Annotated in this window: 22 protein-coding genes; 10 read left to right on the top strand and 12 right to left on the bottom strand. The window is 54.7% G+C overall.

Translation table 11 applies throughout. The features are described 5' to 3' along the window. Window positions 1–12 precede the first annotated feature (12 nt). The 12 genes from ACZRKO_RS18960 to ACZRKO_RS18905 all read right to left on the bottom strand — a co-directional run bounded on the left by ACZRKO_RS18960 (window position 13) and on the right by ACZRKO_RS18905 (window position 13,494). Window positions 13–1,272: a valine--pyruvate transaminase gene (locus ACZRKO_RS18960; RefSeq protein ID WP_463738792.1), complete on the bottom strand. Its 1,260-nt coding sequence runs from the start codon at window positions 1,270–1,272 to the stop codon at window positions 13–15. 153 nt (window positions 1,273–1,425) lie between these two features. Then, complete coding sequence (gene ghrB, locus ACZRKO_RS18955) at window positions 1,426–2,403, bottom strand: glyoxylate/hydroxypyruvate reductase GhrB (RefSeq protein WP_463738791.1); 978 nt, start codon at window positions 2,401–2,403, stop codon at window positions 1,426–1,428. A 41-nt stretch (window positions 2,404–2,444) separates the two neighbouring features. Further along, window positions 2,445–3,713 carry an MFS transporter gene (locus ACZRKO_RS18950; protein ID WP_463738790.1) on the bottom strand — a complete coding sequence of 423 codons (1,269 nt, stop codon included), beginning with the start codon at window positions 3,711–3,713 and terminating at the stop codon, window positions 2,445–2,447. Between the two features lie 93 nt (window positions 3,714–3,806). Beyond that, window positions 3,807–4,763 (bottom strand): sugar kinase, encoded by a 957-nt coding sequence (locus tag ACZRKO_RS18945; RefSeq protein ID WP_463738789.1) that lies wholly within the window; start codon window positions 4,761–4,763, stop codon window positions 3,807–3,809. Window positions 4,764–4,774: 11 nt separating this feature from the next. After that, a complete protein-coding gene (locus tag ACZRKO_RS18940; RefSeq protein ID WP_463738788.1) occupies window positions 4,775–5,539 on the bottom strand; it encodes a sugar phosphate isomerase/epimerase family protein in 765 nt (254 codons plus the stop codon). Window positions 5,540–5,756: 217 nt separating this feature from the next. Beyond that, the gene (locus ACZRKO_RS18935) at window positions 5,757–6,791 is read right to left on the bottom strand and encodes a LacI family DNA-binding transcriptional regulator (protein WP_463738787.1); all 1,035 of its coding nucleotides are present in this window, start codon (window positions 6,789–6,791) and stop codon (window positions 5,757–5,759) included. A gap of 86 nt (window positions 6,792–6,877) precedes the next feature. Beyond that, entirely contained in the window at window positions 6,878–8,176 is a 1,299-nt protein-coding gene (locus tag ACZRKO_RS18930; protein WP_463738786.1) for an oligosaccharide MFS transporter, read from the bottom strand. Between the two features lie 62 nt (window positions 8,177–8,238). Further along, window positions 8,239–10,362, bottom strand: a complete 2,124-nt coding sequence (locus ACZRKO_RS18925; RefSeq protein WP_463738785.1) for an alpha-galactosidase — start codon at window positions 10,360–10,362, stop codon at window positions 8,239–8,241. A gap of 102 nt (window positions 10,363–10,464) precedes the next feature. Further along, on the bottom strand, window positions 10,465–11,475 hold the full coding sequence (locus tag ACZRKO_RS18920; RefSeq protein WP_463738784.1) for a substrate-binding domain-containing protein: 1,011 nt from the start codon (window positions 11,473–11,475) through the stop codon (window positions 10,465–10,467). A gap of 125 nt (window positions 11,476–11,600) precedes the next feature. Next, window positions 11,601–12,263: an OmpA family lipoprotein gene (locus tag ACZRKO_RS18915; protein WP_463738783.1), complete on the bottom strand. Its 663-nt coding sequence runs from the start codon at window positions 12,261–12,263 to the stop codon at window positions 11,601–11,603. Window positions 12,264–12,487: 224 nt separating this feature from the next. Beyond that, entirely contained in the window at window positions 12,488–12,931 is a 444-nt protein-coding gene (locus ACZRKO_RS18910) for an N-acetyltransferase (RefSeq protein WP_463738782.1), read from the bottom strand. Further along, a complete protein-coding gene (locus ACZRKO_RS18905) occupies window positions 12,928–13,494 on the bottom strand; it encodes a DNA-3-methyladenine glycosylase I (protein ID WP_463738781.1) in 567 nt (188 codons plus the stop codon). The genes ACZRKO_RS18910 and ACZRKO_RS18905 overlap by 4 nt, the downstream gene beginning before the upstream one ends. 183 nt (window positions 13,495–13,677) lie before the next feature. On the opposite strand from ACZRKO_RS18905, the gene ACZRKO_RS18900 reads away from it, so the two are divergent. The 10 genes from ACZRKO_RS18900 (at window position 13,678) to ACZRKO_RS18855 (ending at window position 26,044) form a co-directional block, all read left to right on the top strand. Further along, a complete protein-coding gene (locus ACZRKO_RS18900) occupies window positions 13,678–15,699 on the top strand; it encodes an autotransporter outer membrane beta-barrel domain-containing protein (protein ID WP_463738780.1) in 2,022 nt (673 codons plus the stop codon). Between the two features lie 187 nt (window positions 15,700–15,886). Beyond that, window positions 15,887–16,801 (top strand): glycine--tRNA ligase subunit alpha, encoded by a 915-nt coding sequence (gene glyQ, locus ACZRKO_RS18895; RefSeq protein WP_463738779.1) that lies wholly within the window; start codon window positions 15,887–15,889, stop codon window positions 16,799–16,801. 9 nt (window positions 16,802–16,810) lie between these two features. Then, window positions 16,811–18,880: a glycine--tRNA ligase subunit beta gene (gene glyS / locus ACZRKO_RS18890; RefSeq protein WP_463738778.1), complete on the top strand. Its 2,070-nt coding sequence runs from the start codon at window positions 16,811–16,813 to the stop codon at window positions 18,878–18,880. A gap of 774 nt (window positions 18,881–19,654) precedes the next feature. Next, on the top strand, window positions 19,655–20,377 hold the full coding sequence (locus ACZRKO_RS18885) for a DUF3053 domain-containing protein (RefSeq protein ID WP_463738777.1): 723 nt from the start codon (window positions 19,655–19,657) through the stop codon (window positions 20,375–20,377). A 376-nt stretch (window positions 20,378–20,753) separates the two neighbouring features. Continuing rightward, on the top strand, window positions 20,754–21,200 hold the full coding sequence (cmtB, locus tag ACZRKO_RS18880; RefSeq protein WP_463738776.1) for a PTS mannitol transporter subunit IIA: 447 nt from the start codon (window positions 20,754–20,756) through the stop codon (window positions 21,198–21,200). 31 nt (window positions 21,201–21,231) lie between these two features. Further along, window positions 21,232–22,635: a PTS mannitol transporter subunit IICB gene (locus ACZRKO_RS18875; RefSeq protein ID WP_463738775.1), complete on the top strand. Its 1,404-nt coding sequence runs from the start codon at window positions 21,232–21,234 to the stop codon at window positions 22,633–22,635. Further along, window positions 22,632–23,900, top strand: coding sequence for a zinc-binding dehydrogenase (locus ACZRKO_RS18870; protein ID WP_463738774.1), 1,269 nt, complete (start codon window positions 22,632–22,634; stop codon window positions 23,898–23,900). The genes ACZRKO_RS18875 and ACZRKO_RS18870 overlap by 4 nt, the downstream gene beginning before the upstream one ends. A 41-nt stretch (window positions 23,901–23,941) precedes the next feature. Further along, complete coding sequence (locus ACZRKO_RS18865) at window positions 23,942–24,469, top strand: MltR family transcriptional regulator (RefSeq protein WP_463738773.1); 528 nt, start codon at window positions 23,942–23,944, stop codon at window positions 24,467–24,469. Next, complete coding sequence (locus tag ACZRKO_RS18860; RefSeq protein ID WP_463738772.1) at window positions 24,447–25,160, top strand: nucleoside/nucleotide kinase family protein; 714 nt, start codon at window positions 24,447–24,449, stop codon at window positions 25,158–25,160. The genes ACZRKO_RS18865 and ACZRKO_RS18860 overlap by 23 nt, the downstream gene beginning before the upstream one ends. Window positions 25,161–25,252: 92 nt before the next feature. Further along, complete coding sequence (locus ACZRKO_RS18855; protein WP_463738771.1) at window positions 25,253–26,044, top strand: DsbA family protein; 792 nt, start codon at window positions 25,253–25,255, stop codon at window positions 26,042–26,044. Window positions 26,045–26,117: the final 73 nt, after the last annotated feature.

The raw sequence follows: 26,117 nt of genomic DNA, 5'->3' as shown, positions 1-26,117 counted from the left end.
TATGGCCTGAATTCAGACTGACTGATGTTCCGCGTGCGCTTTTTCTACTTCTTCAGCCAGAATCCGCACACCACGCTCAATCTGCTCGCCGTCAGGCACGTAATTCATACGCATACATTGATGCGTATGCGGCCACGGATGCTCCAGCCCAGGGAAGAAATAATGACCCGGAACCATCAGCACGCCGCGCTGTTTCAGGCGCTGATAAAGAATTTCGGTGCTTATCGGCAGATCTTTAAACCATAACCAGAGGAAAATCGCGCCTTCGGGTTTATGGATCAAACATCGCTCAGGCGGCAAATATCGGCGAAGCGTGGCAATCGTTTCCTGCACGCGCTGATAATAGAAAGGCTTAATCACCTCTTCAGAAAGGCGCAGCAGATCGCCACGGGTAATCATCTCATTGGCAATCGCGGGCCCGACGCTACCCGGCGACAGACTGATAATGCCGTTCATGTTGCTGATGGCGGTGATCACCTTCTCATCGGCAATCACAATCCCGCAGCGCGATCCTGGCAGGCCAAGTTTCGACAGACTCATGCACAGAATAATATTCGGGTTCCACAGCGGCGTGGCGTCGGTAAAGACGATGCCTGGGAAAGGCACACCGTAGGCGTTGTCGATCAACAGCGGAATGTCATGTTGCTGTGCCAGTGCGTCCAGACGCCGTAACTCCTGATCGGTGATCACATTGCCAGTCGGGTTGGTCGGGCGTGACACGCAAATCAGGCCGATATCTTCGGTAATATGCAGATGGTCAAAATCGACGTGATACTTGAACTGGCCTTCCGGCAGCAGCTCTATATTGGGTTTGGCGGACACGAACAGGTTTTCATCCAGCCCGGCATCGGCATAGCCAAGATATTCCGGTGCCAGTGGGAACAGCACTTTTGCCATCGAACCGTCGGCGCGGCGGCCGGCATACAGGTTGAACAGGTAGAAGAAGGCGCTCTGGCTGCCGTTGGTCAGCGCGATATTTTTCGCGTCCAGCTCCCAGCCCAGCTCTTTTTTCAGCAGATCTGCCAGCGCATGGCGCAGCACGTCTTTGCCCTGAGGGCCGTCATAGTTGCACAGCGCTTCGGTCAGCTTGCCTTCAGCTAACATCCCGGTTAACAGCGTGTGGAAATAGTCCTGCATCTCCGGTATTTGCGCAGGGTTCCCACCGCCGAGCATGACCGCTCCTGGCGTGCGCAAGCCATCATTCATATCGCCCATCAGGCGGCTAATGCCTGTGAAACGGGTAAATTTATCGCCGAAAACAGAAAACGTCATAGAAAGCTTTGTGTGTTATCAGAATGTGACGTCCACCATAACGTTTGCTGTAAAACAGTGCAATCGGACGCGGTGGGTTGAAATGCGTTGTTACGCAACGACAGACAAAAAAATACCGCCCGCAGGCGGCATTTCATGCATTACACGGACGGTTTATTTCTTCATTACCTGCGGGTTAACACAGTTCTCTTTGACGTCACCGGTCAGGGCGGCGATCAGGTTATCCACGGCACAGGCCGCCATACCGTAACGCGTTTCATGGGTGGCGGAACCGATGTGCGGCAGCGCGACCACGTTGGGCAGACTGAGCAGCGGGGAGTCTTTTGGCAGCGGCTCAGTTTCAAATACGTCCATTCCGGCGGCGTGGATCGTGCCCTCTTTTAGTGCTGCGATCAGCGCTTTTTCATCAATCACCGGGCCACGACCAGCGCTGATCAGAATGGCGCTGGACTTCATTTTTTCCAGTTGTTCTTTGCCGATGGTGTGGAAGGTCTGATCGGTCAGTGGCAGCAACACGCAGACGAAATCTGACTTCGCCAGCAGTTCATCCAGTTCACATTTCTTCGCGCCGAAACGCTCTTCGGCTGCTTTATGCTGGCTGCGTGCGTTGTAGAGTACCGGCATGTTGAAGCCGAAATGCGCACGCTGCGCCACTGCGAGGCCAATGCGACCCATGCCGATGATCCCGATAGTTTTGTGGTGCACGTCGACACCAAACCAGTCGGCGCCAATATTGCTGGTCCACTCTCCGGCTTTCACGCGTTCGGCGACATTCACCACGCGGCGGGCGGTGGCGAGCACCAGCGCCATCACGGTATCGGCCACGGTTTCGGTCAGTACGGTCGGCGTGTGCATCAGGGGAATTTCGCGACGGGTCAGTTCGTCGACGTCAAAATTGTCATAACCTACCGAAATCGTCGAGACACCGCGCAGACGTGGCGCGTGGTCCAGCAGCTCTTTATTCACTGCGCCGCCTGAACCCATCAGCCCTTCAGCCTGTTGCAGGGCATCGAACACTTTGGTGCGGTTCTCGTCGGTGATCCCTTCGAACTCGACGATGGAAAAATGTTGTTCCAGACGTTGATGCAGATCGGCAGGTAGCTTCTTATACAAAACGATAGACGGCTTCATCACACACTCCAAATTAAAGGACGAATATACATAGCATTAGGTCAGGCTGATTGCGGTTTAGCGGACGTTTGCTCTGGTTTCACCATCAGCGTCAGTACCACCGAGACCAGCAGGGAGACGGCCATGAAAATAAACGAGGCCGCCGGGCTGCCGGTGTTGCCGTTGAGATAACCGACAAACCACGACCCGAAGAACGAACCGAGCGCACCGAGGCTGTTGATCAGCGCCATCGCGCCACCGGCGACATTTCTTGGTAGCATCTCAGGAATGATGGCGAAGAACGGGCCATAAGGCGCGTACATCGCGGCGGCGGCAATCACCAGCAACGAGTAAGAGACCCAGAAATGATTCGGGCCGATTGCCCACGAGGCGAAGAATGCCAGCGCGCCAATTAACAGCAACGGCCAGACGAAAATCTTACGGTTCTGCATTTTGTCCGACGCCCATGACACCAGAATCATAGCGATTGTCGCCGCCAGATAGGGTACCGACGACAACCAGCCCGCTTCCACCATACCCATCTGCATGCCGCTGCGCAAAATCGACGGCAGCCACAGCACGAAGCCATACACCCCGATACTCCACGCGAAATATTGCATACACAGTAGGATCACATTACGTGATTTGAATGCCTCGGCGTAGTTATGCACCGCCTTGATGCCTTCCTGCTCTTTCGCCAGCTGGTCCGCCAGCGCTTTTTTCTCATCCTGCGTCAGCCAGTTCACCTGCTCGGGTTTGTCTTTGACCAGGAACCACCAGCAGACGGCCCAGATCACCGCCGGAATACCTTCGAAGATGAACATTTCACGCCAGCCGAAGGCGTGGATCAGATAACCGGACAGCACCGACATCCACAGCACCGTGACCGGATTACCGAGTATCAGGAACGTGTTGGCCCGTGAGCGTTCAGACTTGGTGAACCAGTTACTGATATACACCAGCATCGCGGGCATGACGGCGGCCTCGACCACCCCAAGTGCGAAACGAATCGCTGCCAGCATCGGAATGTTACTCACCACGCCGGTCAGGGAAGCAAAACCGCCCCACAACAGCAGACACCAAAAGATCAGCTTCCTGACGCTGCGGCGCTCGGCGTAAATAGTGCCGGGGATCTGGAAGAAGAAATAACCAAGGAAAAACAGGGCGCCAAGCAGGGAAGACATCCCTTTGGTGATGCCAAGATCGTCGTTAATTCCTGCCGCAGAGGCAAAACTGAAATTGGAGCGATCGACATAGGCCAGACTGTAGGTGATAAACACGATCGGCATGATATACCACCAACGTCTGATGGCGATTTTGGCTTCGTTCATGACTTTTATCCTCAGTTTCGCGACTGATGTGCGTTATTTTCTGTTATATAGGGTGCTAAGTAAGTGTAGCAAACAGGATAAAAATGGCGCGGGTCATGCGCCATTGAGCTGCTCGCGCGTCGGTAACCCTTCGCTGTCGCCCACGGCCTGCACGGCCAGACTGCCGATTTTATTGCCGCGTTTCACCGCCTGCTCCAGCGTCAGCCCTTCGAGCAAGGCACTGACCAACCCGACCGCAAAACCGTCACCGGCACCCACGGTATCGACCACGTTCTCGACTTTACAGGCCGCGACCTGCGCCTGTTCACCCCCGGCAGCTTTGAACCAGGCGCCGTCAGGACCGGTTTTGATGATCACGGCTTTAACGCCCTGATTGAGGTAAAAATCAGCGATACCTTCCGGCGTTTTCTCGCCGGTCAGCAGCTGACCCTCGCTGAGGCCGGGTAAAACCCAGTCGGCGGCAAAGGCCAGTGCATTAATTTCTTTGCGCATCGCCTCTTCGCTGCGCCATAAAACAGGGCGCAGATTAGGGTCAAAAGAGATGCTTTTCCCGGCCTTTCTCATCTGCTGCGCAGCGAACTTTGACAGCTCCAGCGACGAATCCGACAGTGCCGCACAGACGCCGGAAAGGTGCAGATGACGGGCGGTGCAGAAATAGTCTGGGTTGAAATCGGCCACCGAAAGGTGACTGGCTGCCGAGTTTCTACGGAAGTATTCCACGCGCGGATCGCGGCCTTCGGTCTCTTTCGATTTCAGCTGGAAGCCGGTGGAAAAATGGTTATCCACCGTGACCTGACCGGCGTTAATCCGCTCTTTTTCGAGCTGTTTGAGCACGAAGCGGCCAAACACGTCATCGCCCACGCGGCTGGCCCAGCCGACTTTCAGCCCTAAGCGCGACAGCCCGATAGCAACATTGAGTTCGGCACCGGCGACCTGGCGGGTGAACTGTGTCACCTCTTCCAGAGGGCCGGTTTCACAGGCGACAAACATCGCCATGGCTTCGCCGACGGTGACCACATCCAGTGCGGCGTGGGACGATAATTGCGACATGTTTTGGCTCCTTATGCCTGCGCCGCGTCCTTACGCAACATTTCAACGTAGTGACGAGTGACGGCGGTCAGATCTTTACCTTCCAGCGGGAATTCAATGCCCCGCGGTACGTCCTGCGGCAATTTTGCCAGCAGCGGCGTCCAGCTGCCGTCGGAATCGTCCAGCGCCACGGCGTGCCATTTGTCGCCGCGCTTTTCGGCGGCTTTAACGTGAACATAGCCGACGTGCTGTGCCACCAAATCGGCGGCCGCCATCGGGTCCTGACCCACCCACAACCAGTTGGCCATATCAAAGGCCATCGTCAGCGGTAAATGCAGGGCCGTTGCGGCAAACATGAACGCGTTCATCTGCGATAAAATGCCGCAGTCTGAGGTCTGGTCATTTTCCACCACCAGTTTGACCGGGTGCTCGCTCAGAATGACTTTCAGCGGCGTGAGATCTTCTCCCGCTTTGAAATGCCCCAGCGCGACTTTCAGAGAACGTGCGCCGAGCGTCGCCGCTTCTTCCAGGAATTTTGGCAGCGACGGGTTAACTTTTCCGCCTTCTGCAAACAGCGATTCGGGAACGGAATAAACGGTAAATAAATTTTTCTGCCGGATGTTTTCTGCCAGAGCAGGCAGATTATTAAGATCACTTTCTGTGAACAACTCACGGCGGATCTCTACGCCGTCGGCACCGGCATCAGCAATCACCGGCAACAGCGCAGCCTGTCCGCCCAGTGCTCTCACGTTGTCATTGCCGTACGCAGCCATCACCACCACAATTTCTTTTTTCATCTGAATGTCCTTGTAAAAAGCGGCCCGGAAACGCGGGTCAATGTTCAATCTTAGACGGTTAAATAGGGTGCGGATTTATGTTAAGCATTTGCTGCATCCCAATTCACGTTAACTGGGACCGGTTCCATCGAAAAGGCACAAGGCTGAAAATTATGATCCCGCTCACGAAGTTAACGCGGTCGGGACGCTTAAAAGAGGGGAATTATGGGAAGGAGAGTCAGGTTTTCGCCGTGGACCCGCGCACAATCAGTTCACCGGAGAACTCCTGCTCGCGGATCGGCTCCTGGCTGCCGTGAATTCGGGTCACCAGTTGCTCGAGTGCGGCGACGCCCATGTCGTATGTCGGCTGTTTCAGGGTGGTAATGCCCACGCCCGCGAGTTCCGCCCATTCCAATTCGTCAAAGCCCAGCAGCCCGATATCCTGGCCCCAAACCAACTCTAACCGGCGCATTGCACGGGCGACCAGCAGCGTCAGTGCACCGTTGGCGGCCAGAACGGCTTTGCGTTTTTGCGGATGGCGCGAGACGAAATCACGCAGCAAATTTTCCAGCCCGGCGGTGTCACTGAGTTCAACTTCACCCTGTTCGGCGATATGCTGCGGTTCACGCTGCATCCGTTGTAAAAAGGTATGCAGGCGGTCGAGACGCGTGTTGATGGTCATGGGTTCGCTGAGGAACAAAATTGCCTCAAAACCCTGTTGCAGAAGATGACCGGTCACCATGTTGGTGGCCTGCGCGTTATCGAGACCAACGACGTCGCAGGAAAAATTCGCCACCTTACGGTCAATCAGCACCATCGGTAACTGCGCCTGTTGCAGGGTGGAAATCGCCGCTTCGCGCATACCAACGGCGTTCACGACCATGCCGTCGACGCGGTAGCTGCTGAGCAATTGCAGGTAGTGTTTTTCCTGATCGAGCTGATTATTGGTATTACACACCAGCAGCGTTAACCCCTGCTGGCGGCAGGCCGCTTCGACGCCTCGCATGACATCAACGGAATAGGGATTGGTAATGTCCGCCAGAATCAGGCCAATCAGCCGCGTCTGGCCGCTTTTCAGGCTGCGCGCCATCTGGCTAGGCTGATAGTTCAGCAAGGCAATGGCCCGTTCAATCCGCTCTTTGAGATCGTCAGAAAGCAGATTCTTCTCGCCGTTCAGATAGCGCGAAACGCTGGTTTTACCTGTTTTCGCCGCGCTGGCGACGTCACGTATAGTGGCGCGAACGGCACTGCCTGACTCCTGATTTCTGCTCAAACCCTTTCCCCCTGAATGCTCAACCACAGGAGACTAGCACACAGTGCGGAAAGGCTGAATGCGTAAAACCTGCCGTGGCGCGGCTTTCAGCTCACTCCGCCCGCTTTGGTGGCCATACCCGGATGCTCCGCACTGACCGGCGTTTTACTCCGGCCGCTCAGCGTAAAGGCTGATATCACGGTCACCGAGAAGGCGATAGCGCCGAGGATCAGGTAGGTATCGCTAAAACCGATACGGTCATACAAACTGCCCGCGAAGGCCGAAAGAAAAATCGCCGCCAGCTGTTTGGCAAAATTAAACCCAACCAGATAAAGGGTCGCCGAGAACCGGACATCAAAAATTTGTGTGATGTACTTGAAAACGCCGACCAGCAGGAACGGTACCTCCAGCGCATGGAGCATTTTCAGCAGCACCACTTCCACGGCGGTGGTGGCGAACGCCGAGCCAACAATGCGGATCGACATAATCGTACCCGCCAGCAGCAGCGTGTTTTTCGCGCCGATGCGGTTAATTATCCACGGTGAGCAGAACATGATAATGGCGTTGCACAGCTCACCCGCGGTCGTCACGAAGCCAAACATCTCCGTGCCCTGCTGCGGTGAGGCGAAGAAGTTTTTGAAGAAGGTGGCGAACTGCTGATCAAAGACGTCATACACGCAGGCGACGCCAACCACATATAAAATCAGCATCCACAATTTTCGCTCTTTCAGTAACAATGCCGCCGTTTTCAGCGAAAATTGTGGCTGATTGGCACCCAGTTTATCCAGTACCTGCGCATTCTTATTTTCCTGCGGACGCGAGACGAGCAGCAAAATCATCAGGATTAATGCCGCGCCCGATCCCATCCAGAACACGATATTCGGGTTGATATTAAACAGAATACCCGCCGTCGAGGCGCAAATTCCCCAGCCAAAACAGCCAAACATCCGCGCTTTGCCGTATTCAAAATGGCTGTTGCGACTGACCCGCTCAATGTACGCCTCGGTGGCGCCCGATCCTCCGGCAAACACGAAACCGATATAAGCCCCGCCGAGAATGGCGCCGAGCACGATGTTCAGTTTGAGCAGCGGTGCAAAAACATAAATAAAGAATGGCGCGAACAAAAACAGCAGAACGGCGATGATCCACAGCAGGTGTTTTTTCAGTCCCAGCTTGTCTGAAATCACCCCGAAAATCGGCTGAAACAGAATGGCAAACAGCGACATGCTGGAGAAAACCACGCCGGTTTCCGTTTTGGTCAGGCCGATAACGTCCGACAGCCAGATCGGCAGGAACGGATAACAGGTGGCCATGATGAAGAAATAGAGAAAGAAATAGGCGCCGAAAATCCAAAAATTCGGATTGTTTTTGTAGAAGCAAACACTGTCATTTTGTGTAGGGTTCATCGTGATTTCCTTGCCGAAACCAGTAAAACAGGCACCGCAGCGCCGGCGTTTTATGTTTTTATTTAAATGCGTTCAACATGCAGCAGCAGGGCACTTTCCGGATCCAAAACCGGCAGCGCCAGCCCGGCTTTTTCCAGCCACTCGCCGCTCAGCTCCTGCGGGTGTTGCATCCAGTCAGGCTGTTTGCGCATGGTGTGGCCGGGTTCACCCTTCGCCAGCAGCGCCGGTGCGTCTAGCACGGATACGCGGTAGCGCGCCTGCGTGTCTAACCCTGGCAGCCGTAAATTGCCCGGCAATGACCAGGCTGGCATCGCTAACTGGCTGACCAGAAATACTGCGCGCCCCTGATTGTTGCTGACCACGCCGTTGATCAGCGTCGTGTCATCATGATGGTCAACGCGATAAACGTTGCCGCTGTGCAGCAGTTCGCGCAGTTGCTGATGTAAACGGGTATAGCGGGCAAAACCGGCGCGCTCGGCCTCACCTTCTTTTACCGGATCCAGTTCGATGCCCATATGACCGAACAGCGCCGTCAGCCCGCGAAATTCAATGCTGTGCTGGCGCGAGGTGGCGTGACACAACTTGTTGCCGATGTGCGAGCCCATCACTTCCGGCGGGAAAAAGTAGCTCATGCCGCGCTGGATTTTCTGCCGTTCCAGCGCGTCGTTGTTGTCGGAGGTCCAGAACCGGTGGCTGCGTTTGAGCACCTCATAATCGATACGTCCGCCGCCGGAGGCGCAGGACTCAAACTCAATCTGCGGGAAACGTTCGCCCAGCACGTCGAGCAGGCGGTAAAACTGCTGAGTTTGCGTGGTCAGGGCGGCGCGGCCCTGATGGCCGGGCTGGACAATTTCGCGGTTCATGTCCCATTTCACATAGTCCACGTCATGTTCGCCCAGCAGCCAGCTCATGCGGTCCACAAGATAATCAAACACCTGGGGATTATTGAGGTTGAGGACAAACTGGTGGCGACCGCTCGGTTGCTGGTACCCCGGCAACGCCAGCAGCCAGTCAGGGTGCGCGCGATACAGATCAGAATCCGGATTAATCATTTCCGGTTCGACCCAGATACCAAACTCCATCCCCAGATTTTTGACGTGATCGATCACCGGTTTCAGGCCGCGCGGGTATTTCTTCTCATCCAGATACCAATCACCAAGCGCAGCGCGGTCATGGTCACGCCCGCGGAACCAGCCGTCGTCGATAATGAAGCGTTCAACGCCTAACGCCGCTGATTCAGTTGCCATCTTCATGATGTAGTCGGGATCGTGATTAAAATAGATTCCCTCCCAGGTATTGAGGTGTACCGGACGCGGCTTTTCAGTCGGGAAGCGTAAAATATGCTGGCGCACAAAGCGGTGAAATTGCTGGCTCATCTGGTTGAGGCCGCTGGCCGAATAGCTGGCATAGAGCCACGGCGTCTCCAGCGTTTCACCCTGTCCGAGTACCTGTTCGCCGGGGAAATAGAGCGCCTCTGCCTGCATCAGGCGGCGGCCGTCGGTTTTCACATCGGCCCGCAGCCGGTGATTGCCGCTCCAGCCAAGGTGCATCCCCCAGACTTCGCCCTGCTGTTCGCTGAAACCTTGATGACCGGTCATCATCGCCGGGAAATATTCTGACGAGGTTTTACCCCGGCGGTTTTCCTGAATGACACCCCCGTGTTCAAGGCGGGTACGGTGCGGCTGGAACTCTTTAATCCAGCGGCCATGAAATGCCATCACTTCGTCAGCGCGCTCCGGCAGCGGTAGGGTGACGGCGAGACGCGTCACCTGATAATTTCCCGCTTTGAGGCTGGTCAGTGCATTGCGCATCTGCAACACGCCGCTGTCATCCAGGCGCAGTTCGCTACGCAGTTGCAGGCCCGCAATGGCGTCTTCGGTAACGATCGTCAGCTGATTTCCCTGCTGAATAACATCAACCGTATCGAACACTGGCGACCAGTCCAGACCGTCGCGGTGGCCTTCCACGCCCGGCGTGCCGAAAGAGCCGCGCCCTAAATCGGCGCTGAAATTCAACGGTGCATCGACGTCAACCCGGCCATTGGGCACCGCGCGGCTAAGCGAAATCACGTCGTCTGCGCTGAAGCTGTTGAGACGTTGACCCCAATAGAGAATTTCAGCAAAAGGGGCGCAGCGTACGATCAGGCTGGTGCTGTCACTGGTGAGATGAACGATGTCGTTTTCCATGAATTATGGCTCCTGCATTCTTGTTTTCATGCAGTAAGCATTGATCCGAAACGTTTCGGGTGCGTAATGAAAAAGGTCATATTTGTGACACAGCATGGAAAATTAATTTTTGGCGGGAGGGTTGGCGGTCATGCCAAGTTGCAGCACAGGTTGCCATAATACCTGCAAATTAGCGGGTTTTTCGCCGCAGATCAGCGCCAGTGTCATGTCGGCAATCTGTTTGCCTACGGCTTCACGGGTATTCTCCACGATGGCCGTGACGGCGACGTCCGGCAGGCTGTCGGCGGGCAGGCCGTCATAAATGATCAGCGAAACTTTTCTGCTCAGCAGCAGCCCGGCTTCGTGCAGCGCCATGGCGGCCCCTTCCCCGTGCATATTGCAGTCGCAGACAATGGCAGTGGGGGACACCGCGTGCGCTATCAGTTCTTTGGTGACCAGATAGCCGTCGCGGCGGCTGGGGCTGACTTTGCGGATCCACTCAGGCATGACCGGCAGACCCGATGCGGCCATACCGTCCAGATAACCTTGCAGGCGCATACCAATAAACGACTGCGGATTATTCTCGCCGAGAAACGCAATACGCTGGTGGCCGAGACTGGCCAGGAGCGTCACTGCCAGGTCCATACCGGCGCGGTTATCGAAATCAAACCAGGCATAATCCTGCGTCAGCTGGCTGCGGCCCAGCGCCAGAAAGGGGAAGTTACGGCGCTGTAAGTCTTCCAGACGCGGATCCTGTACCAGCGTGTGAGCGACCAGCATGGCGTCCACCCGTTTACTCTCCACTAGACGGCTGTAGGAAAAGTGCGGCAACTCATCGGCGACCAGCAGCAGGTCGACCTCATTTTTCGCCAGTTCAGACGTTATGCAGCCAACCATTTCGATAAACGAAGAGTTGCTTAACGGATGCGAAGTGAAGGGGAAAAGCAGGCCAACGGCATCGATCTTGCCCATTTTTAGACGCCGTGCCAGCGTATTCGGGCGATAGCCGCGTCGCTGCGCCGTGTCCTGCACCCGCGCTTTGGTTTCAGCCGACACATCACTGTAACCGTTCAGCGCACGGCTGACGGTGGTAATGGATAACCCGAGTTCTTTCGCAATATCTTTCAGTGACATAGCAGGCTCCGGCGCGGGATAAGGGAGGTAACAGAGGGCGTAAGAATATCACATCAGCAAGGCGGGAACGTAGCGCAGGAAGTAAAACGGGGCCTTTCGGCCCCGCGGTAATATCGGGCAAAAAGTTACTGTAACGGGCTGAGGGTGATCTCAACGCGGCGGTTCTGCGCTTTGCCTTCTTCGGTGCTGTTACTGGCGATCGGGTTATCCGGACCTGCACCGGTGGTGTGAACGCGACTGCCCGCAACACCCTGGGTGATCAACGCACTGCCCACGCCGTCGGCACGTTGTTGTGACAGTTTCATATTCAGGGCACGGGTGCCGGTGCTGTCAGTGTAACCGACGACGTTAACGGCAGTTTTCGGGTACTCTTTCAGTACCATCGCCACGCCGGTCAGCGTATTGGCGCCCGCCGGTTTCAGCGTGCTGCTGCTGGAGTCGAAGGTCACATTGTTTGGCATATTCAGCACAATGTTATCGCCCTGACGGGTCACGCTGACGCCGGTGCCTTTCATTTTGTCGCGCAGTTTAGATTCCTGCACATCCATGTAATAACCTGCGCCGCCGCCAAGGGCTGCGCCCGCAGCTGCACCGATCAGTGCGCCTTTGCCGCGATCTTTTTTGGAAGATGAAAGCATCCCAACGCCTGCGCCCAGCGCAGCACCCAGGCCCGCGCCAATGCCCGATTTCCCTGCTTCAGACTCGCCGGTATAAGGGTTGGTGGTACAGGCCGATAGGCCCATTGTTACGCAAAGGGCGCCTGCAACCACAATAAGTCGTTTGTTCATCTTATTTCCTTTCTGGATGTTTTCTGTTTTAAGTCGAATAATTTCCATTATGACTGCGTGGCGCGGTACAAGTTGCAAATAAAAACATGTCAAAACATAAAGAAGTGCAACCGGCAGACATCAGCCATGCGGCGTTAAGCCGCTCTTTATGCAGAATTTTACGGCGTTAAGCAGTAGGAGTATTCCGGAACTCTGTTTTTGTAACCTTGGAAGATTTCCAGAATTTATTCAGAAAGGGATTCGTACCAGCGCAGAACCCAGGTCGGCAGACCGGTTCCGGGGTGAAGGGTGTCGTTGACCACCAGGAACGCTTCTTTGCGATAAAAAGCCACGGCGCGCAGGTTTTGCTGATAGACCTCGAGCAGCAACAGCGGGAAATGTGCCTTCGCCTGCTGCATTAATTGTTGCGCCACGCCCTGACCATACACGCTCTCTTTAACAAACAGCGCGCCGATAAACTGCTGATTCAGCACGCTGATAAAGCCGTTGATCTCGCTGTCAGCATCGCAGGAAACCCAGGTGATGGCCTGCGGCAGAAAGGTTTCCCGCACCATGGCCGCACTTTCGTACCAGTAAGATTCGGCAATAAACGGATGGGCCGCCAGCGTACTGCGCAGCCACAACAGCATGATGGCTTCAATGTCAGCAGGCTCTGAGCGGCGGATCATGCGGATTGATTTTTCGGATGACAGAAGCAGTACGACTGATGATCGTTCACCAGCCCGCTGGCCTGCATGAAGGCGTAGCAGATGGTCGATCCGATAAACTTAAAGCCTTTCTTTTTCAGCGCTTTGGACATAGCGTCAGACACGGCGGTTTTGGCCGGAACGCCCTCCGGGCCGAGCGGATTATTGATGAACGGTTCATTCCCGACAAAGCTCCAGACGAAGGCCGAAAAATCCTCGCCGCTGGCCTGCATCGCCAGATAAGCCTGCGCATTGCCAATAATGGCTTTGATTTTACCGCGATGGCGGATGATCCCGGCGTCCAGCACCAGTGTTTCGACATCATCGTCGGTCATTTTGGCGATGCGTACCGGGTCAAAATTATGGAAGCAGCGGCGATAATTATCGCGCTTTCTCAACACGGTGATCCAAGACAGTCCTGCCTGCTGGCCCTCAAGACAAAGCATTTCGAACAGTTCGCGCCCATCTTTGACCGGAACGCCCCATTCCATATCGTGGTAGTCGAGATAAATAGGCTCTTTGGAAACCCAGCTGCACCTTGTCATGTCGTCTGTCCTTGCCGTAATGAAAGTGGCCCATAGTGTTACTTATCAGATTACTCTGCAACGTCCCGTTTTACGCACCGCCGCCTTGACCCTCCGCCAATCTGAACCATAGTCAAAACCACAAATTACAGAATCCTTACATTCTGACTCACTTTCACCTTTAGCTCTTTTTGGAAAACCTCTATGACCCGCAAAACAATAATCCGCAAAAAAGCCCCGATATTCCGTCTGGCGCAGGGCGCGCTGGCAACGGCGCTGTGCTTAGGGATATACGCGCCGGCGCAGGCTTACGACCAGCTTTATGTGTTTGGTGACAGCCTCAGTGACACCGGCAACATTGGCCGCTGGACCTTTGACAGCAGTTCGCATCTGCTTTACGACGAAATCCTGGCTAAAAATATCGGTACCGCGCTCAAACCCTCCTCGCAGGGTGGCCTGAACTATGCGCAAGGCGGTGGTGTGGCAGTGCCGGGGCTGGACTCGGATTATACCACGCAGGATCAGGTGAAAAATTATCTGGCCTCGACCGGAGGGAAAGCGGACCCGAACGGTCTTTATGTTCACTGGATCGGCGGCAACGATTTAGCCGCTGCGGCGCTGAGCCTCAACCCGATCAAAGCCGTGGACATCGCCACCAACAGCGCCGCCCAGGCGGCGTCGCAGGTAAATGATTTACTGAAAGCCGGTGCCGGAACGGTCGTCGTCCCGACGGTACCAAACATCGGGCTGACGCCGGTTTTGATGGAAGGCATTATTCAGGTCGGATTATTGCCGGTGCAGCAGCAGGCGCTGGAAGCCGCTTATAAATACCTGAATGCGCAAGATACGCCGAACGCCGATGCCCGTACCGAAGCGATTCACAACGCGCTGAAGGCCTCGACCACCGCCGGTCTGGATTCCGAACTGGTTCAAGATTTGCTCTCCAAAGGGCTTATCGCCGCCTATGACGCGCTCAAAAGCGTGGCGGGCGATCTGACCGACACCTACAACACCACGGAGGATATCGCGCTGGCGAAGACCGGCGGCAACATTGCGCGAGTGGATATCAACGGCCTGTTCAACGAAGTAATTGCCAATCCGGCCCGCTACGGTTTCGCCAACACGGCCGGTACCGCCTGCCCGGTAGGGACGTCCGCGTCGGAATGTACGTCGAATCTGCCGGGTTTTGACGCCAGCAAATCCTTCCTTTTTGCTGACCACTTCCACCCGACACCGCAGGCCCATGCTCTGATTGCGGATTATATGCAGTCGGTGATCAACGGTCCGCTGGAAGTGACGGCGCTAAATCAGGGATCGCTGGCGCTGACCCGCAATACGCAGGGGTTACTCGACAGCCGTTATCAGCAGCTGCGCACCCAAGATAACGACTCCGGTACCTTTGGCATGTTCGGCGGTTATGCCGGGCAGAGTGCAGACAGTAAATTTAATCCGTCACTGGGTTTAGGCGATGGAGATCTGACCACCAACTCGCTGAATATCGGTATGGACTACCAGATGACCGAACGCTGGATGATGGGCGTGATGCTCTCCGGTGCTGACGATAAGCAGGACCCAACCGGTAATTTCAACTACCGTACGCGTGGCTGGATGGCGACGGCCTTCACTGGTGTGAAAATCGCCGATAACGGCTGGATAAACGGCGATATTCACTATGGCTCGATGAATTACGACGATATCAACCGCAGCATGAAACTCGGCCCGACGACCCGTACTGAAAGTGGCGAAACCCACGGCAAGCAGATTGGCGGGCGTGTTACCGCAGGCTGGGACTTCCCAATTTTATCGGTGCTGAAAACCGGCCCGGTGGCGCAATACAGTTGGGATTACAGCAACATAGAGGGTTATGAGGAGAAGGATAATAACAGCACCTCGATGCGCTTTGGCGATCAGACTTCTCATTCGCAAATCGGCGCGCTGGGCTGGCGTCTGAATGCGGAGCTGGGCATCGTGAACCCGTATGCGCAGGTGACCTATGACCGCCAGTTCGGGGACGACACTTACACCGCTACCGGCGCGATAAAATCCACCCGTACCCGTTTCAGCCGCACCACCGGCGAGCAGGATAACGATTGGGTCGACATGACTCTCGGTGCCAACGTGCAGATCACTGACAATATCGCCGCCTTCGCCGCCGTGTCACAGACCACCGGGCTGGATTCCGGTGAACAAACGTCATACAACGCGGGGATCAGTGCGAGATTTTAAGGTTTGGGGGGGTGTTATGCCCCCTGATAGTCGACGTAATTTATGTCCGGAATGCCCTATTTTGTGTTTTATGGGTTGAGAACTGTAGTCAGTGACTTCAAACGAAGTCATTCTGGCTGATTATCTTCCGCTCAGCGGGTATACTGGCGCACTCTTTTAAACTCACTGTCTCGCGTGCGAAACCAACATGCAAAAGTTTGATACCAAGACCTTTCAGGGCCTGATCCTGACACTCCAGGACTATTGGGCGCAGCAAGGCTGCACAATCGTTCAACCACTGGATATGGAAGTCGGCGCAGGGACCTCCCACCCGATGACCAGCTTGCGCGCACTCGGCCCTGAGCCTTTTGCGGCGGCTTACGTCCAGCCTTCCCGCCGCCCGACCGACGGTCGCTACGGCGAGAACCCAAACCGCCTGCAGCACTATTATCAGTTCCAGGTGATGATCAAACCTTCTCCGGACAACATTCAGGAGCTGTACCTCGGTTCCCTGAAAGAGCTGGGCGTTGACCCGCTGATCCACGACATCCGCTTCGTGGAAGACAACTGGGAAAACCCGACGCTCGGCGCCTGGGGTCTCGGCTGGGAAGTGTGGCTCAACGGCATGGAAGTGACGCAGTTCACCTACTTCCAGCAGGTTGGTGGTCTGGAATGTAAACCGGTCACTGGCGAAATCACCTACGGCCTCGAGCGTCTGGCGATGTACATCCAGGGCGTGGACAGCGTATACGATCTGGTCTGGAGCGATGGTCCGCTGGGTAAAACCACCTACGGTGACGTGTTCCATCAGAACGAAGTGGAGCAATCCACCTATAACTTCGAATATGCCGACGTCGATTTCCTGTTTACCTGTTTTGAACAGCACGAGAAAGAAGCGCAAACCCTGCTGGCTCTCGAAAAGCCGCTGGCGTTGCCGGCTTACGAACGCATTCTGAAAGCCGCCCACTGCTTCAACCTGCTGGACGCGCGTAAAGCCATCTCCGTGACTGAACGCCAGCGCTACATTCTGCGCATCCGTACCCTGACTAAAGCGGTAGCTGAGGCCTATTACGCCTCCCGCGAAGTGCTGGGCTTCCCGATGTGCAAAAAGAACGAGAAGTGAGACAAGTCCATGACTGAAAAAACATTTTTGGTGGAAATCGGCACCGAAGAGCTGCCACCAAAGGCGCTGCGTAGCCTTGCTGAATCTTTTGCTGCCAACCTGACGGCTGAACTGGATGCCGCCAATCTGCCACACGGCGACGTAAAATGGTTTGCCGCGCCGCGCCGTCTGGCGCTGAAAGTCTCCGGTCTGCATGAATCTCAGGCTGACCGCGAAGTTGAAAAACGCGGCCCGGCTGTGGCGCAGGCGTTTGATGCCGAAGGTAAACCGAGCAAGGCGGCTGAAGGCTGGGCGCGCGGTTGCGGTATCACCGTCGGGCAGGCTGAGCGTCTGGTGACGGACAAAGGCGAATGGCTGGTTTACCGCGCTCACGTGAAAGGCGAAAGCGCCCAACACCTGCTGGCACCGATGGTTGCCACGTCGCTGTCCAAACTGCCGATCCCTAAACTGATGCGCTGGGGCGATTCCGACGTGCACTTTGTGCGTCCGGTTCACACTGTGACTCTGCTGCTGGGTGACGAACTGATCCCTGGGCACATTCTCGGTATCGGCTCTGCACGTACTATTCGCGGCCACCGTTTTATGGGCGAACAAGAGTTCACCATCGACAACGCCGATCAATACCCGCAAATCCTGCTGGAACGCGGCAAAGTGATTGCTGACTACGAGCAGCGTAAAGCGATCATCCGTCAGGGAGCTGAGCTGGCGGCTAAACAGATTGGCGGCATCGCTGATCTGAGCGAAAGCCTGCTGGAAGAAGTGACCTCGCTGGTGGAATGGCCGGTCGTTCTGACCGCCAAATTCGAAGAGAAATTCCTCAAGGTGCCTGCCGAAGCGCTGGTGTACACCATGAAAGGTGATCAGAAGTATTTCCCGGTATATGACGCCGCAGGAAAACTGTTGCCGAACTTTATCTTCGTGACGAATATCGAGTCCAAAGACCCGCAGCAGATCATTTCCGGTAACGAGAAAGTCGTGCGTCCGCGTCTGGCCGATGCCGAATTCTTCTTCAACTCCGATCTGAAAAAGCGTCTCGAAGATAACCTGCCGCGTCTGGCAACGGTAATGTTCCAGAAACAACTCGGCACGCTGCGTGATAAAACCGACCGTATCGAAGCCCTTTCTGGTTGGATCGCCGACAAAATCGGTGCCAACGTCGAAAACGCCAAACGCGCCGGTCTGCTGTCAAAATGCGATCTGATGACCAACATGGTGTTCGAGTTTACCGACACCCAGGGCGTGATGGGCATGCACTATGCGCGTCACGACGGCGAAGCGGAAGAAGTGGCCGTTGCGCTGAACGAGCAGTATCAGCCGCGCTTTGCCGGTGACCAGTTGCCAGAGTCGCAGGTGGCCTGTGCGCTGGCTATCGCTGACAAGATGGACACCCTGGCCGGTATTTTCGGCATCGGGCAACATCCGAAAGGCGATAAAGACCCGTTTGCGCTGCGTCGTGCCGCGCTCGGTGTGCTGCGTATTATCGTCGAGAAAAACCTGCCGCTGGATCTGCAAACGCTGACTGAAGAAGCGGTTCGCCTCTACGGTGACAAACTGACTAACGCTAAAGTGGTCGATGAAGTGGTTGATTTCATGCTCGGTCGTTTCCGCGCCTGGTATCAGGAAGAGGGCCACGCTGTTGACACCATTCAGGCTGTGCTGGCACGTCGTCCGACGAAACCGGCCGACTTCGACGCCCGCGTGAAAGCGGTGAGCTACTTCCGTACTCTTGATGAAGCCGCCACGCTGGCTGCTGCCAACAAACGTGTTTCTAATATTCTGGCTAAATCGTCAGATACTCTGCTGGAACACGTTCATGCTTCCGTACTGAAAGAGCCTGCTGAGCTGAAACTGGCTACGCACCTTGTGGTACTGCGCGACAAACTGGAACCGCTGTTCGCCGCGGGCCAGTATAAAGAAGCGCTGGTGGAACTGGCTGCCCTGCGTGAAACCGTCGACAGTTTCTTTGACACCGTTATGGTGATGGATGAGAACGAAGCGGTGAGAGTGAACCGCTTAACACTTCTCTCCAAACTGAGGGAGTTGTTCCTGCAAGTAGCGGACATTTCGTTACTTCAGTAAGTAAGCAAATTTTTAAAATCAAGGCTGTGGGCTCGCTGCCCACACCGCTAAGACCTTGGGCTGCCGCCCAAACTGGCCCAGAAGGTGCGTAAGCGCGCACCCTCTGGACTCCCGCGCTTTGTTAAAAACAGCAGCTGCGCTGGTCACAATGGCTGTGTTTCAGGTGCCACAGTGATAGCCGCACTTCTTGTTTATAAATAAGGCCACCGCTCCGCGGTTCTCTCAGTTCGGGCTTCAACCCGCGAAAAAGACTCGCGGTTTTGCGCCACTCCCTCGACGTCGTTTTGAACGCGGCCGAGGCTTCTTCAAATTCAAATTCCAAACCTGGTCTGTTTTTGTCTTTAAAAAACGTGTGGGCCGCATTCAAAAATGGCGCTGAGCCAGAGGTTCGAGACCTATGGCTCGAACCCGCAGCGAAGGCACCGCCTAAGCGGCGACATTTTGCGGCTATAACAGCGGTGGCTGAAACACGGCCATCCCGATTCAGCGATAGCGCGCAGTTTAAAAACGCAGGATTCCAAAGGAGGTTCGTTTAAACCTCCTTTGGGCCAGTGTGGGCGGCGAGCCCACGGTCTTGACCTTGGCGTTGAATTTAAAAGTCGGTGTGGGCCGACGCCCACGACCTTGAATTTGAATTTGAATTTAAACCGTTTCCAACGCTTTTTTAAAAAGCGTTCTCCCCCCAGATGTTCTATTCTATTACTCGCATGGAAGGCACAGATCGGCAGGGAACTGGCCGGTAAAAAAGAACATTGAAATCAGGAGTCAGGACTCATGGCTGTAGGGATCAGAAGCAGGGCATTCGCGCGCTGGCTGGCGCCGCTTGTGGCATTGCTGGTCGTGTTTCAACTCACGGCGTGTGGTGATAAAGAGCCGGAGCAACGTAAAGCCTTTATCGACTATTTGCAAAATACCGTGATGCGCAGTGGGCAGAACCTGCCATCACTGAGTGAAGATCAGAAACAGAAGTTTGGTAATTACGCCAATGATTACGGCATCATTCTGTCGTATTCACGTCAGATGAAGCAGGCTGTGGAAGGCAGTCTGGTTCCGGCGGTCAGCGCAATCGGGCAGATCCGTACGCCGCAGGATTACATGACTCAGCGTACCGAGCTGCAACAGTCTGTCGGTTCACTGAATCTGCTGAGTGCGCAAATCCGCGACTCGAAGAACAAGGCTGATACCGCCATGGCTGCTCTCAAGCAACCTGACGATCTCAAAGCCGTCTACGCACAGGTTTATTCCAGCGTAGTGACGGAGCCTGCAAACGTGCTGACTCCGTTGGTACCGGCGCTGACCAGCTTCACCCAGGACATCATCGCCGTGGGCGATTACCTGCAACAGCAGGGTGCTCAGGTAGCCTTCGCGAACGGTGGTGTGCAGTTCCCGACGCAGCAGCAGGCGATGCAATACAACACCATGATGTCGAATCTGGTGGGTAAACAGCAGACATTGCTCAGCGCGCAGAAAGCTGCGCAGGGCGATTACAGCCACTAAGGTTTATTCCCGCAGAGATACGGTGAACCGACCTTAAAAGCCACGTTAAAAAACGTGGCTTTTTTAATGTTAAAATAAAAAAAACAATAGTACTAATTTGACGAGGTTCACAATTACATCCTTTTAATAAAAATAATTATTTGTGATTTGGTTATCAAAATGACTATTGACTTATTATTTTTAATTAAAATAAGCAGTAAATAATGTGAGTGCCATTCACTTTTCCACCCCTCATTCTGTTTTATTAGACAGCGATCACAAGATTCCGCCCGTTTGCTAAAAAAGTAGCGTGAGAATATGCTCCGGATTATTCAATGTCCGTCATTATCCTGTGATATTTTATTCGGGGGAACATTACGGGAATAAGGGGTGTGATATGTCAGAGTTAATAAATTTCTTTCATCAGGATGCGATAAATATTTATTCCGGCGCGAAGAGCTGGCAGCATGCGATAGATTTATCGATGGAAAACCTGCTGGAGAATAATTCGATAACGGAAAATTATATTGCCTCCATCAAACAAACCACACTGGATATCGGCCCCTATTATTTGCTGGCTCCGCATATCGCCATGCCCCATGCGCGGCCAGAGTGCGGGGCGCTGAAGACGGCGCTTAGCCTGACGCTGCTGCGCGAAGGCGTGAGCTTTAGCGCTGAAAGCCCGCCGGTGAATCTGCTTATCGGCCTGGCGGCCGCCGATGCGGACTCTCATATCTCCGCCATTCAGGCATTAAGTGAAATGCTGTGTGAAGACGACGTGATTAATGAATTACTCCGTGCGGAAAATATTGAGGAGTTAACCAACATCATCCGGCGTTATTAATTTTACCCTCCCTCTCAAACAGGAATTAAATATGGCTAACAAATCAATGCGCGCCAGAGTGCAGGCTTTTGGCGGCTTTCTGACGGCAATGGTCATTCCCAATATCGGGGCTTTTATTGCCTGGGGTTTTATTACGGCGTTATTTATTCCGACCGGCTGGACTCCTAATGTCCACTTCGGCCAACTGGTTGGCCCGATGATCACCTATCTGCTGCCGCTGATGATTGGTTCCACCGGCGGACACCTGATCGGCGGTAAACGCGGAGCGGTCATGGGCGGTATCGGCACCATGGGGGTGATTGTTGGTGCAGATATTCCGATGTTTATCGGAGCGATGGTGATGGGGCCACTTGGCGGTTATGTGATCAAAAAAGTGGATCAGGCGCTGGAGAAACGCATCCCCGCCGGCTTTGAAATGGTCATCAATAACTTTTCGCTCGGTATTCTCGGCATGTTGTTATGTCTGCTGGCCTACGAGGTCATTGGCCCGGCGGTGATGGCGGCCAATAACGTGGTGAAAGAGGGCATTGAGGCACTGGTGGCAACCGGTTATTTGCCGCTGCTGTCGGTGATTAACGAACCGGCAAAAGTGCTGTTTCTCAATAATGCTATCGATCAGGGAGTTTATTACCCGCTGGGTATGCAGGACACCGCACAGGCTGGCAAATCTATCTATTTCATGGTGGCTTCCAACCCTGGTCCCGGCCTCGGTATGCTGCTGGCTTTCGCGTTGTTTGGGAAAGGGCTGAGCAAAAAGTCTGCACCCGGCGCGATGATCATTCATTTTCTCGGCGGTATCCACGAGCTCTATTTCCCTTACGTCCTGATGAAACCGCTGATGATCATCGCGATGATTGCCGGCGGTATGACCGGTATCTACGTCTTTGAACTGTTTGGTGCGGGGCTGGTAGCTGGCCCAAGTCCTGGCTCAATCTTTGCCTATCTGGCCCTGACGCCGCGCGGGGGGTTTATCGGAACCTGCGCCGGTGTGCTGGCGGGCACCGTGGTCTCTTTTGTCGTCGCTACCGTGATTTTGAAACTTGATACTTCACCGGCGGAAGATAACTTCGCTGATTCCCAGACGGCGAACAAAAAACGTAAGGCCGAAGGCAAGGTGATTACATCACCGCTGGCGGCCCGGGTCAGTCTGATCGCCTTTGTTTGTGATGCCGGAATGGGCTCCAGCGCCATGGGCGCGACCACGTTTCGCAAGAAGCTGGAAAAGGCGGGTTATACGATCGAGGTGAAACACTATTCCATCGAAAACATCCCGGCTGATGCCGACATTATTGTCACCCACGCCAGTCTGGAAGGGCGTGCACAGCGGGTCACGGATAAACCGCTGATCCTGATTAAAAACTACCTTGGTGACCCGGCGCTCGATGCGCTGCTTATCGATATCACCTCACAGCCTCAGCAAGGAGCACTCGCATGAAAACCAAAGTCGCGGCCATTTATGGCAAGAAAGACGTCAGAATCCGGGAATTCGACCTGCCGGAAATCAGCGATGACGAACTGCTGGTGAATGTGGTGTCAGACAGCGTGTGTCTCTCGACCTATAAAGCTGCTCTGCTCGGGAGTGAACACAAACGCGTACCGGAAGATATTGCTGAGCATCCGGCCGTCACCGGGCATGAATGCGCCGGGGTGATCGTTCAGGTTGGGAAAAACCTGACTGGACGTTTTCAGGAAGGAAAACGCTTCGTGCTGCAACCGGCCATGGGGCTGCCGACCGGATATTCCGCCGGTTACAGCTATGAAACGTTCGGCGGTAACGCTACCTATATGATCATCCCGAAACAGGCTATTGATATGGGCTGCGTGTTGCCTTATGAGGGGCGTTACTTTGCGGCGGCCTCTCTGGCGGAACCGATGTGCTGCATTATCGGCGCGTATCACGCTAGCTATCACACCACGCAGTATGTGTATGAACATCAGATGGGCATTAAAGCCGGGGGCAATCTGGCACTGTTGGCCTGCGCCGGACCGATGGGCATCGGGGCGATTGATTACGCGATTAACGGCGATGTGAAACCCGCGCGCGTGGTGGTGGTCGATATTGACGAACAGCGCCTGGCACGGGCAGAGCAATTATTGCCGGTCGCCCTGGCGGCGGAAAAAGGCATTGAACTGGTCTACATCAACAGCAAAACTTTGTCAGACCCCGCAGCTCACCTGCGCGAACTGACTGGCAACCACGGATTCGACGACGTCTTTGTTTACGCGGCGGTCGCACAAGTGATCGAATTGGGCGATGACCTGCTGGCTGAAGACGGCTGCCTGAATTTCTTTGCCGGGCCGACTGACAAAAACTTTCGCGTTCCCTTCAATTTCTACCATGTTCATTACTCTTCGACGCATATTGTCGGCACGTCGGGAGGTTCGACCGGTGATATGGAAGAGGCGCTGGCGCTCACGGCGGCGGGGCGCATTCAGCCTTCGTACATGATCACCCATATCGGCGGGCTGGATGCGGTGCCGGAAACGGTGCTCAACCTGCCCCATATTCCGGGTGGCAAAAAGCTTATCTACAACGGGATTTCTCTGCCGCTGACGGCCATTGACGATTTTGCTGAACTGGGCAAAAGCGACCCGCTGTTTGCCCGGCTGGCAGAGCTGGTGGCACCGACGCACGGCGTGTGGAATGCGCAGGCGGAGCAGGCTTTGCTCAGCCACTTTGGTGTTTCCACCGGCCTGTAATATGATCAATTCTCCTCATTACTGAATTGGCTAAGGGAAGGATGACTGTACTCACTGAAGATCAGGTGCTGGAGACGCTCTCCGCCCAGACCAATCTCAATGATTTTCTGGATGCCGCCAATGTGATTTTACTCAGCGGCATAAAGCAGTTCCTTCCCCACTTGTTTATCAATAATGACGAGGATATCCGTGAATTTGCCGTCAAGCCGCTGCTCGCCAAATCTGGCCCGCTCGACAGTATTGATGTTTCCCTGCGGCTGATTTACGCGCTGGGGAAAATCACAAAACCGGTCTATGCCGATATTTTGCTGTTTTCTCAACTGGATGAGCATCTTAAAACGCAGCCTGAGACGGTCGGATTTCATGAAGAAACCGTTTATGAATTTATCCAGAATCTGCGCTGCGTCACCGATAACCCGCTGATGTTCCAGTCCATTGAGAAAATGAAATATGCCGGTTTTGAGATATTCAATAATGCGCGCTATAGCAATTTGGTGAGAACGGCGCTGTCACTGGCGGTGACGGATTTACTCAAGGAACTCACCTATGAACGTAACGCTGACGATTAACGGGCTGACCACCGAGGCTTGCTTTCCCCATCAGGATATCGACCAGCTCCACCTGCCTCTTTTACAGCGTTTTTCTACGCTACAACGCCTGCAAAACCGGCCTCTGATTGTCTTTCTGGTCGCACCGCCTGGCACCGGTAAAACCACGCTGTCCGCCTTCTGGCAAAAACTCTCCTGCGAAACGCCCGGGCTGGTCCCGTTACAAACGTTGCCGATGGACGGTTTTCATCACCGCAACTGCTGGCTGGATGCCCACGGCCTGCGCCAGCGTAAAGGCATGCCGGAGACCTTTGATCTCGCCAAATTACGCGATGCATTACTGACGTTACGTGAATCCGGCAGCCGCTGGCCGCAGTACTGCCGCAGGTTGCATGAGCCGGTCGAAAACGCTATCAGCGTCACTGCCCCGGTGCTGATAGTTGAGGGAAACTGGTTGCTGCTCAACGAGGCTGGCTGGGCATCGCTCGCTGCGTTGTGTGATGTGAGCATTTTTATTGAAGCCGATCCGGACACGCTTCGCGGGCGGCTGATCGGGCGTAAAATCCGCGGTGGACTGACGCCACAGCAGGCTGAAGATTTTTATGCCATGACCGACGGGCCAAACGTAATGCGGGTGTTAGAACAGAGTCAGCCTGCGGATATCACGCTCAAAATGGGCGCGGATAATGGCTATCAAAAGGTCGATTTATAAAAAATGACAATTTTTAACCTGCAACCGGCGGCAAATTACTCTATTTTTCAACAACGCATCCTATTCCCGGATTGACTAATTAAGGATTTTTGATGAAACGTCTGACGATGACATTGCTGGCCGCGCTGGTTATGGCGCCCACGGTTGTGATGGCCGCTGACAGCGCCACCGCTGATTTTACTCCGGCCCAGCAGGCGGCAATTGGCAAAATCGCCTCCGATTACCTGATGGCGCACCCGGAAATTCTGGTGCAGGTCAGCCAGAAATTGCAGGCGCAGCAGGCTGACCAACAGCAGCAGCAAACGCAAGAAGCCGTGCTGGCCAATGCTAAAGCGCTGGTCAGCGACCCGGCAACCCCAAGTTATGGCCCGAAAGACGCTAAAGTCGCCTTTGTTGAATTCTTCGATTATCAGTGCCTTTACTGTAGCCGCATGGCGCCGCTGGTAGAACAAACCGTGAAGGCCAATCCAAACGTGCGTTTCGTCTTCAAAGAGTGGCCAATCTTCGGTGACCGCTGGAAAGCCTCCATTACCGCCGCTGAAACTGGCATGGCCGTATGGAAAGAGAAAGGCTCACAAGCCTATTTCGACTATCACAACAGCATCTACCGTACCGGCCATGACGAAGGCAAACTGACCGATGCCGATATCGCCGGTGCCGTGAAAGCAGCCAAAGCCACCACGCCGTCGGCGGCACAGCTGAAAGCGACTCACGAAGCCATCGCTTCCAATGACGAACTGGCGCGTACATTAGGCTTTAGCGGTACGCCCGGCTTTATTGTGATGCCAACTTCTGGCGCCACTGCCGGGAACACCACGGTCCTGCCGGGTGCCGTCTCCGCGGAAGATTTACAGGCCGCTATTGTGAAAGCACAGGGTAAATAATTTCTTTCGCCACATAACAGGCATCGTGCAAGCGGTGCCTGTTATTGCTTCCTGCTTGTCCATTGTCCTTCCT

The sequence above is a fragment of the Ewingella sp. C233 genome, assembly GCF_055407225.1.
This window is presented reverse-complemented; position numbering and strand designations above follow the sequence as displayed.

Bases quoted from the DNA above. Each gene is read 5' to 3' on its own strand.
- ghrB (WP_463738791.1), bottom strand. From the start codon at position 2,403: ATGAAGCCGTCTATCGTTTTGTATAAGAAGCTACCTGCCGATCTGCAT.
- ACZRKO_RS18865 (WP_463738773.1), top strand. From the start codon at position 23,942: ATGACTGTACTCACTGAAGATCAGGTGCTGGAGACGCTCTCCGCCCAG.
- ACZRKO_RS18920 (WP_463738784.1), bottom strand. From the start codon at position 11,475: ATGTCACTGAAAGATATTGCGAAAGAACTCGGGTTATCCATTACCACC.
- glyS (WP_463738778.1), top strand. From the start codon at position 16,811: ATGACTGAAAAAACATTTTTGGTGGAAATCGGCACCGAAGAGCTGCCA.
- ACZRKO_RS18910 (WP_463738782.1), bottom strand. From the start codon at position 12,931: ATGATCCGCCGCTCAGAGCCTGCTGACATTGAAGCCATCATGCTGTTG.
- ACZRKO_RS18855 (WP_463738771.1), top strand. From the start codon at position 25,253: ATGAAACGTCTGACGATGACATTGCTGGCCGCGCTGGTTATGGCGCCC.
- ACZRKO_RS18875 (WP_463738775.1), top strand. From the start codon at position 21,232: ATGGCTAACAAATCAATGCGCGCCAGAGTGCAGGCTTTTGGCGGCTTT.
- ACZRKO_RS18870 (WP_463738774.1), top strand. From the start codon at position 22,632: ATGAAAACCAAAGTCGCGGCCATTTATGGCAAGAAAGACGTCAGAATC.
- ACZRKO_RS18950 (WP_463738790.1), bottom strand. From the start codon at position 3,713: ATGAACGAAGCCAAAATCGCCATCAGACGTTGGTGGTATATCATGCCG.
- ACZRKO_RS18930 (WP_463738786.1), bottom strand. From the start codon at position 8,176: ATGAACCCTACACAAAATGACAGTGTTTGCTTCTACAAAAACAATCCG.
- ACZRKO_RS18885 (WP_463738777.1), top strand. From the start codon at position 19,655: ATGGCTGTAGGGATCAGAAGCAGGGCATTCGCGCGCTGGCTGGCGCCG.
- ACZRKO_RS18940 (WP_463738788.1), bottom strand. From the start codon at position 5,539: ATGAAAAAAGAAATTGTGGTGGTGATGGCTGCGTACGGCAATGACAAC.
- ACZRKO_RS18905 (WP_463738781.1), bottom strand. From the start codon at position 13,494: ATGACAAGGTGCAGCTGGGTTTCCAAAGAGCCTATTTATCTCGACTAC.
- cmtB (WP_463738776.1), top strand. From the start codon at position 20,754: ATGTCAGAGTTAATAAATTTCTTTCATCAGGATGCGATAAATATTTAT.
- ACZRKO_RS18945 (WP_463738789.1), bottom strand. From the start codon at position 4,763: ATGTCGCAATTATCGTCCCACGCCGCACTGGATGTGGTCACCGTCGGC.
- ACZRKO_RS18900 (WP_463738780.1), top strand. From the start codon at position 13,678: ATGACCCGCAAAACAATAATCCGCAAAAAAGCCCCGATATTCCGTCTG.
- ACZRKO_RS18925 (WP_463738785.1), bottom strand. From the start codon at position 10,362: ATGGAAAACGACATCGTTCATCTCACCAGTGACAGCACCAGCCTGATC.
- ACZRKO_RS18915 (WP_463738783.1), bottom strand. From the start codon at position 12,263: ATGAACAAACGACTTATTGTGGTTGCAGGCGCCCTTTGCGTAACAATG.
- ACZRKO_RS18960 (WP_463738792.1), bottom strand. From the start codon at position 1,272: ATGACGTTTTCTGTTTTCGGCGATAAATTTACCCGTTTCACAGGCATT.
- ACZRKO_RS18860 (WP_463738772.1), top strand. From the start codon at position 24,447: ATGAACGTAACGCTGACGATTAACGGGCTGACCACCGAGGCTTGCTTT.
- glyQ (WP_463738779.1), top strand. From the start codon at position 15,887: ATGCAAAAGTTTGATACCAAGACCTTTCAGGGCCTGATCCTGACACTC.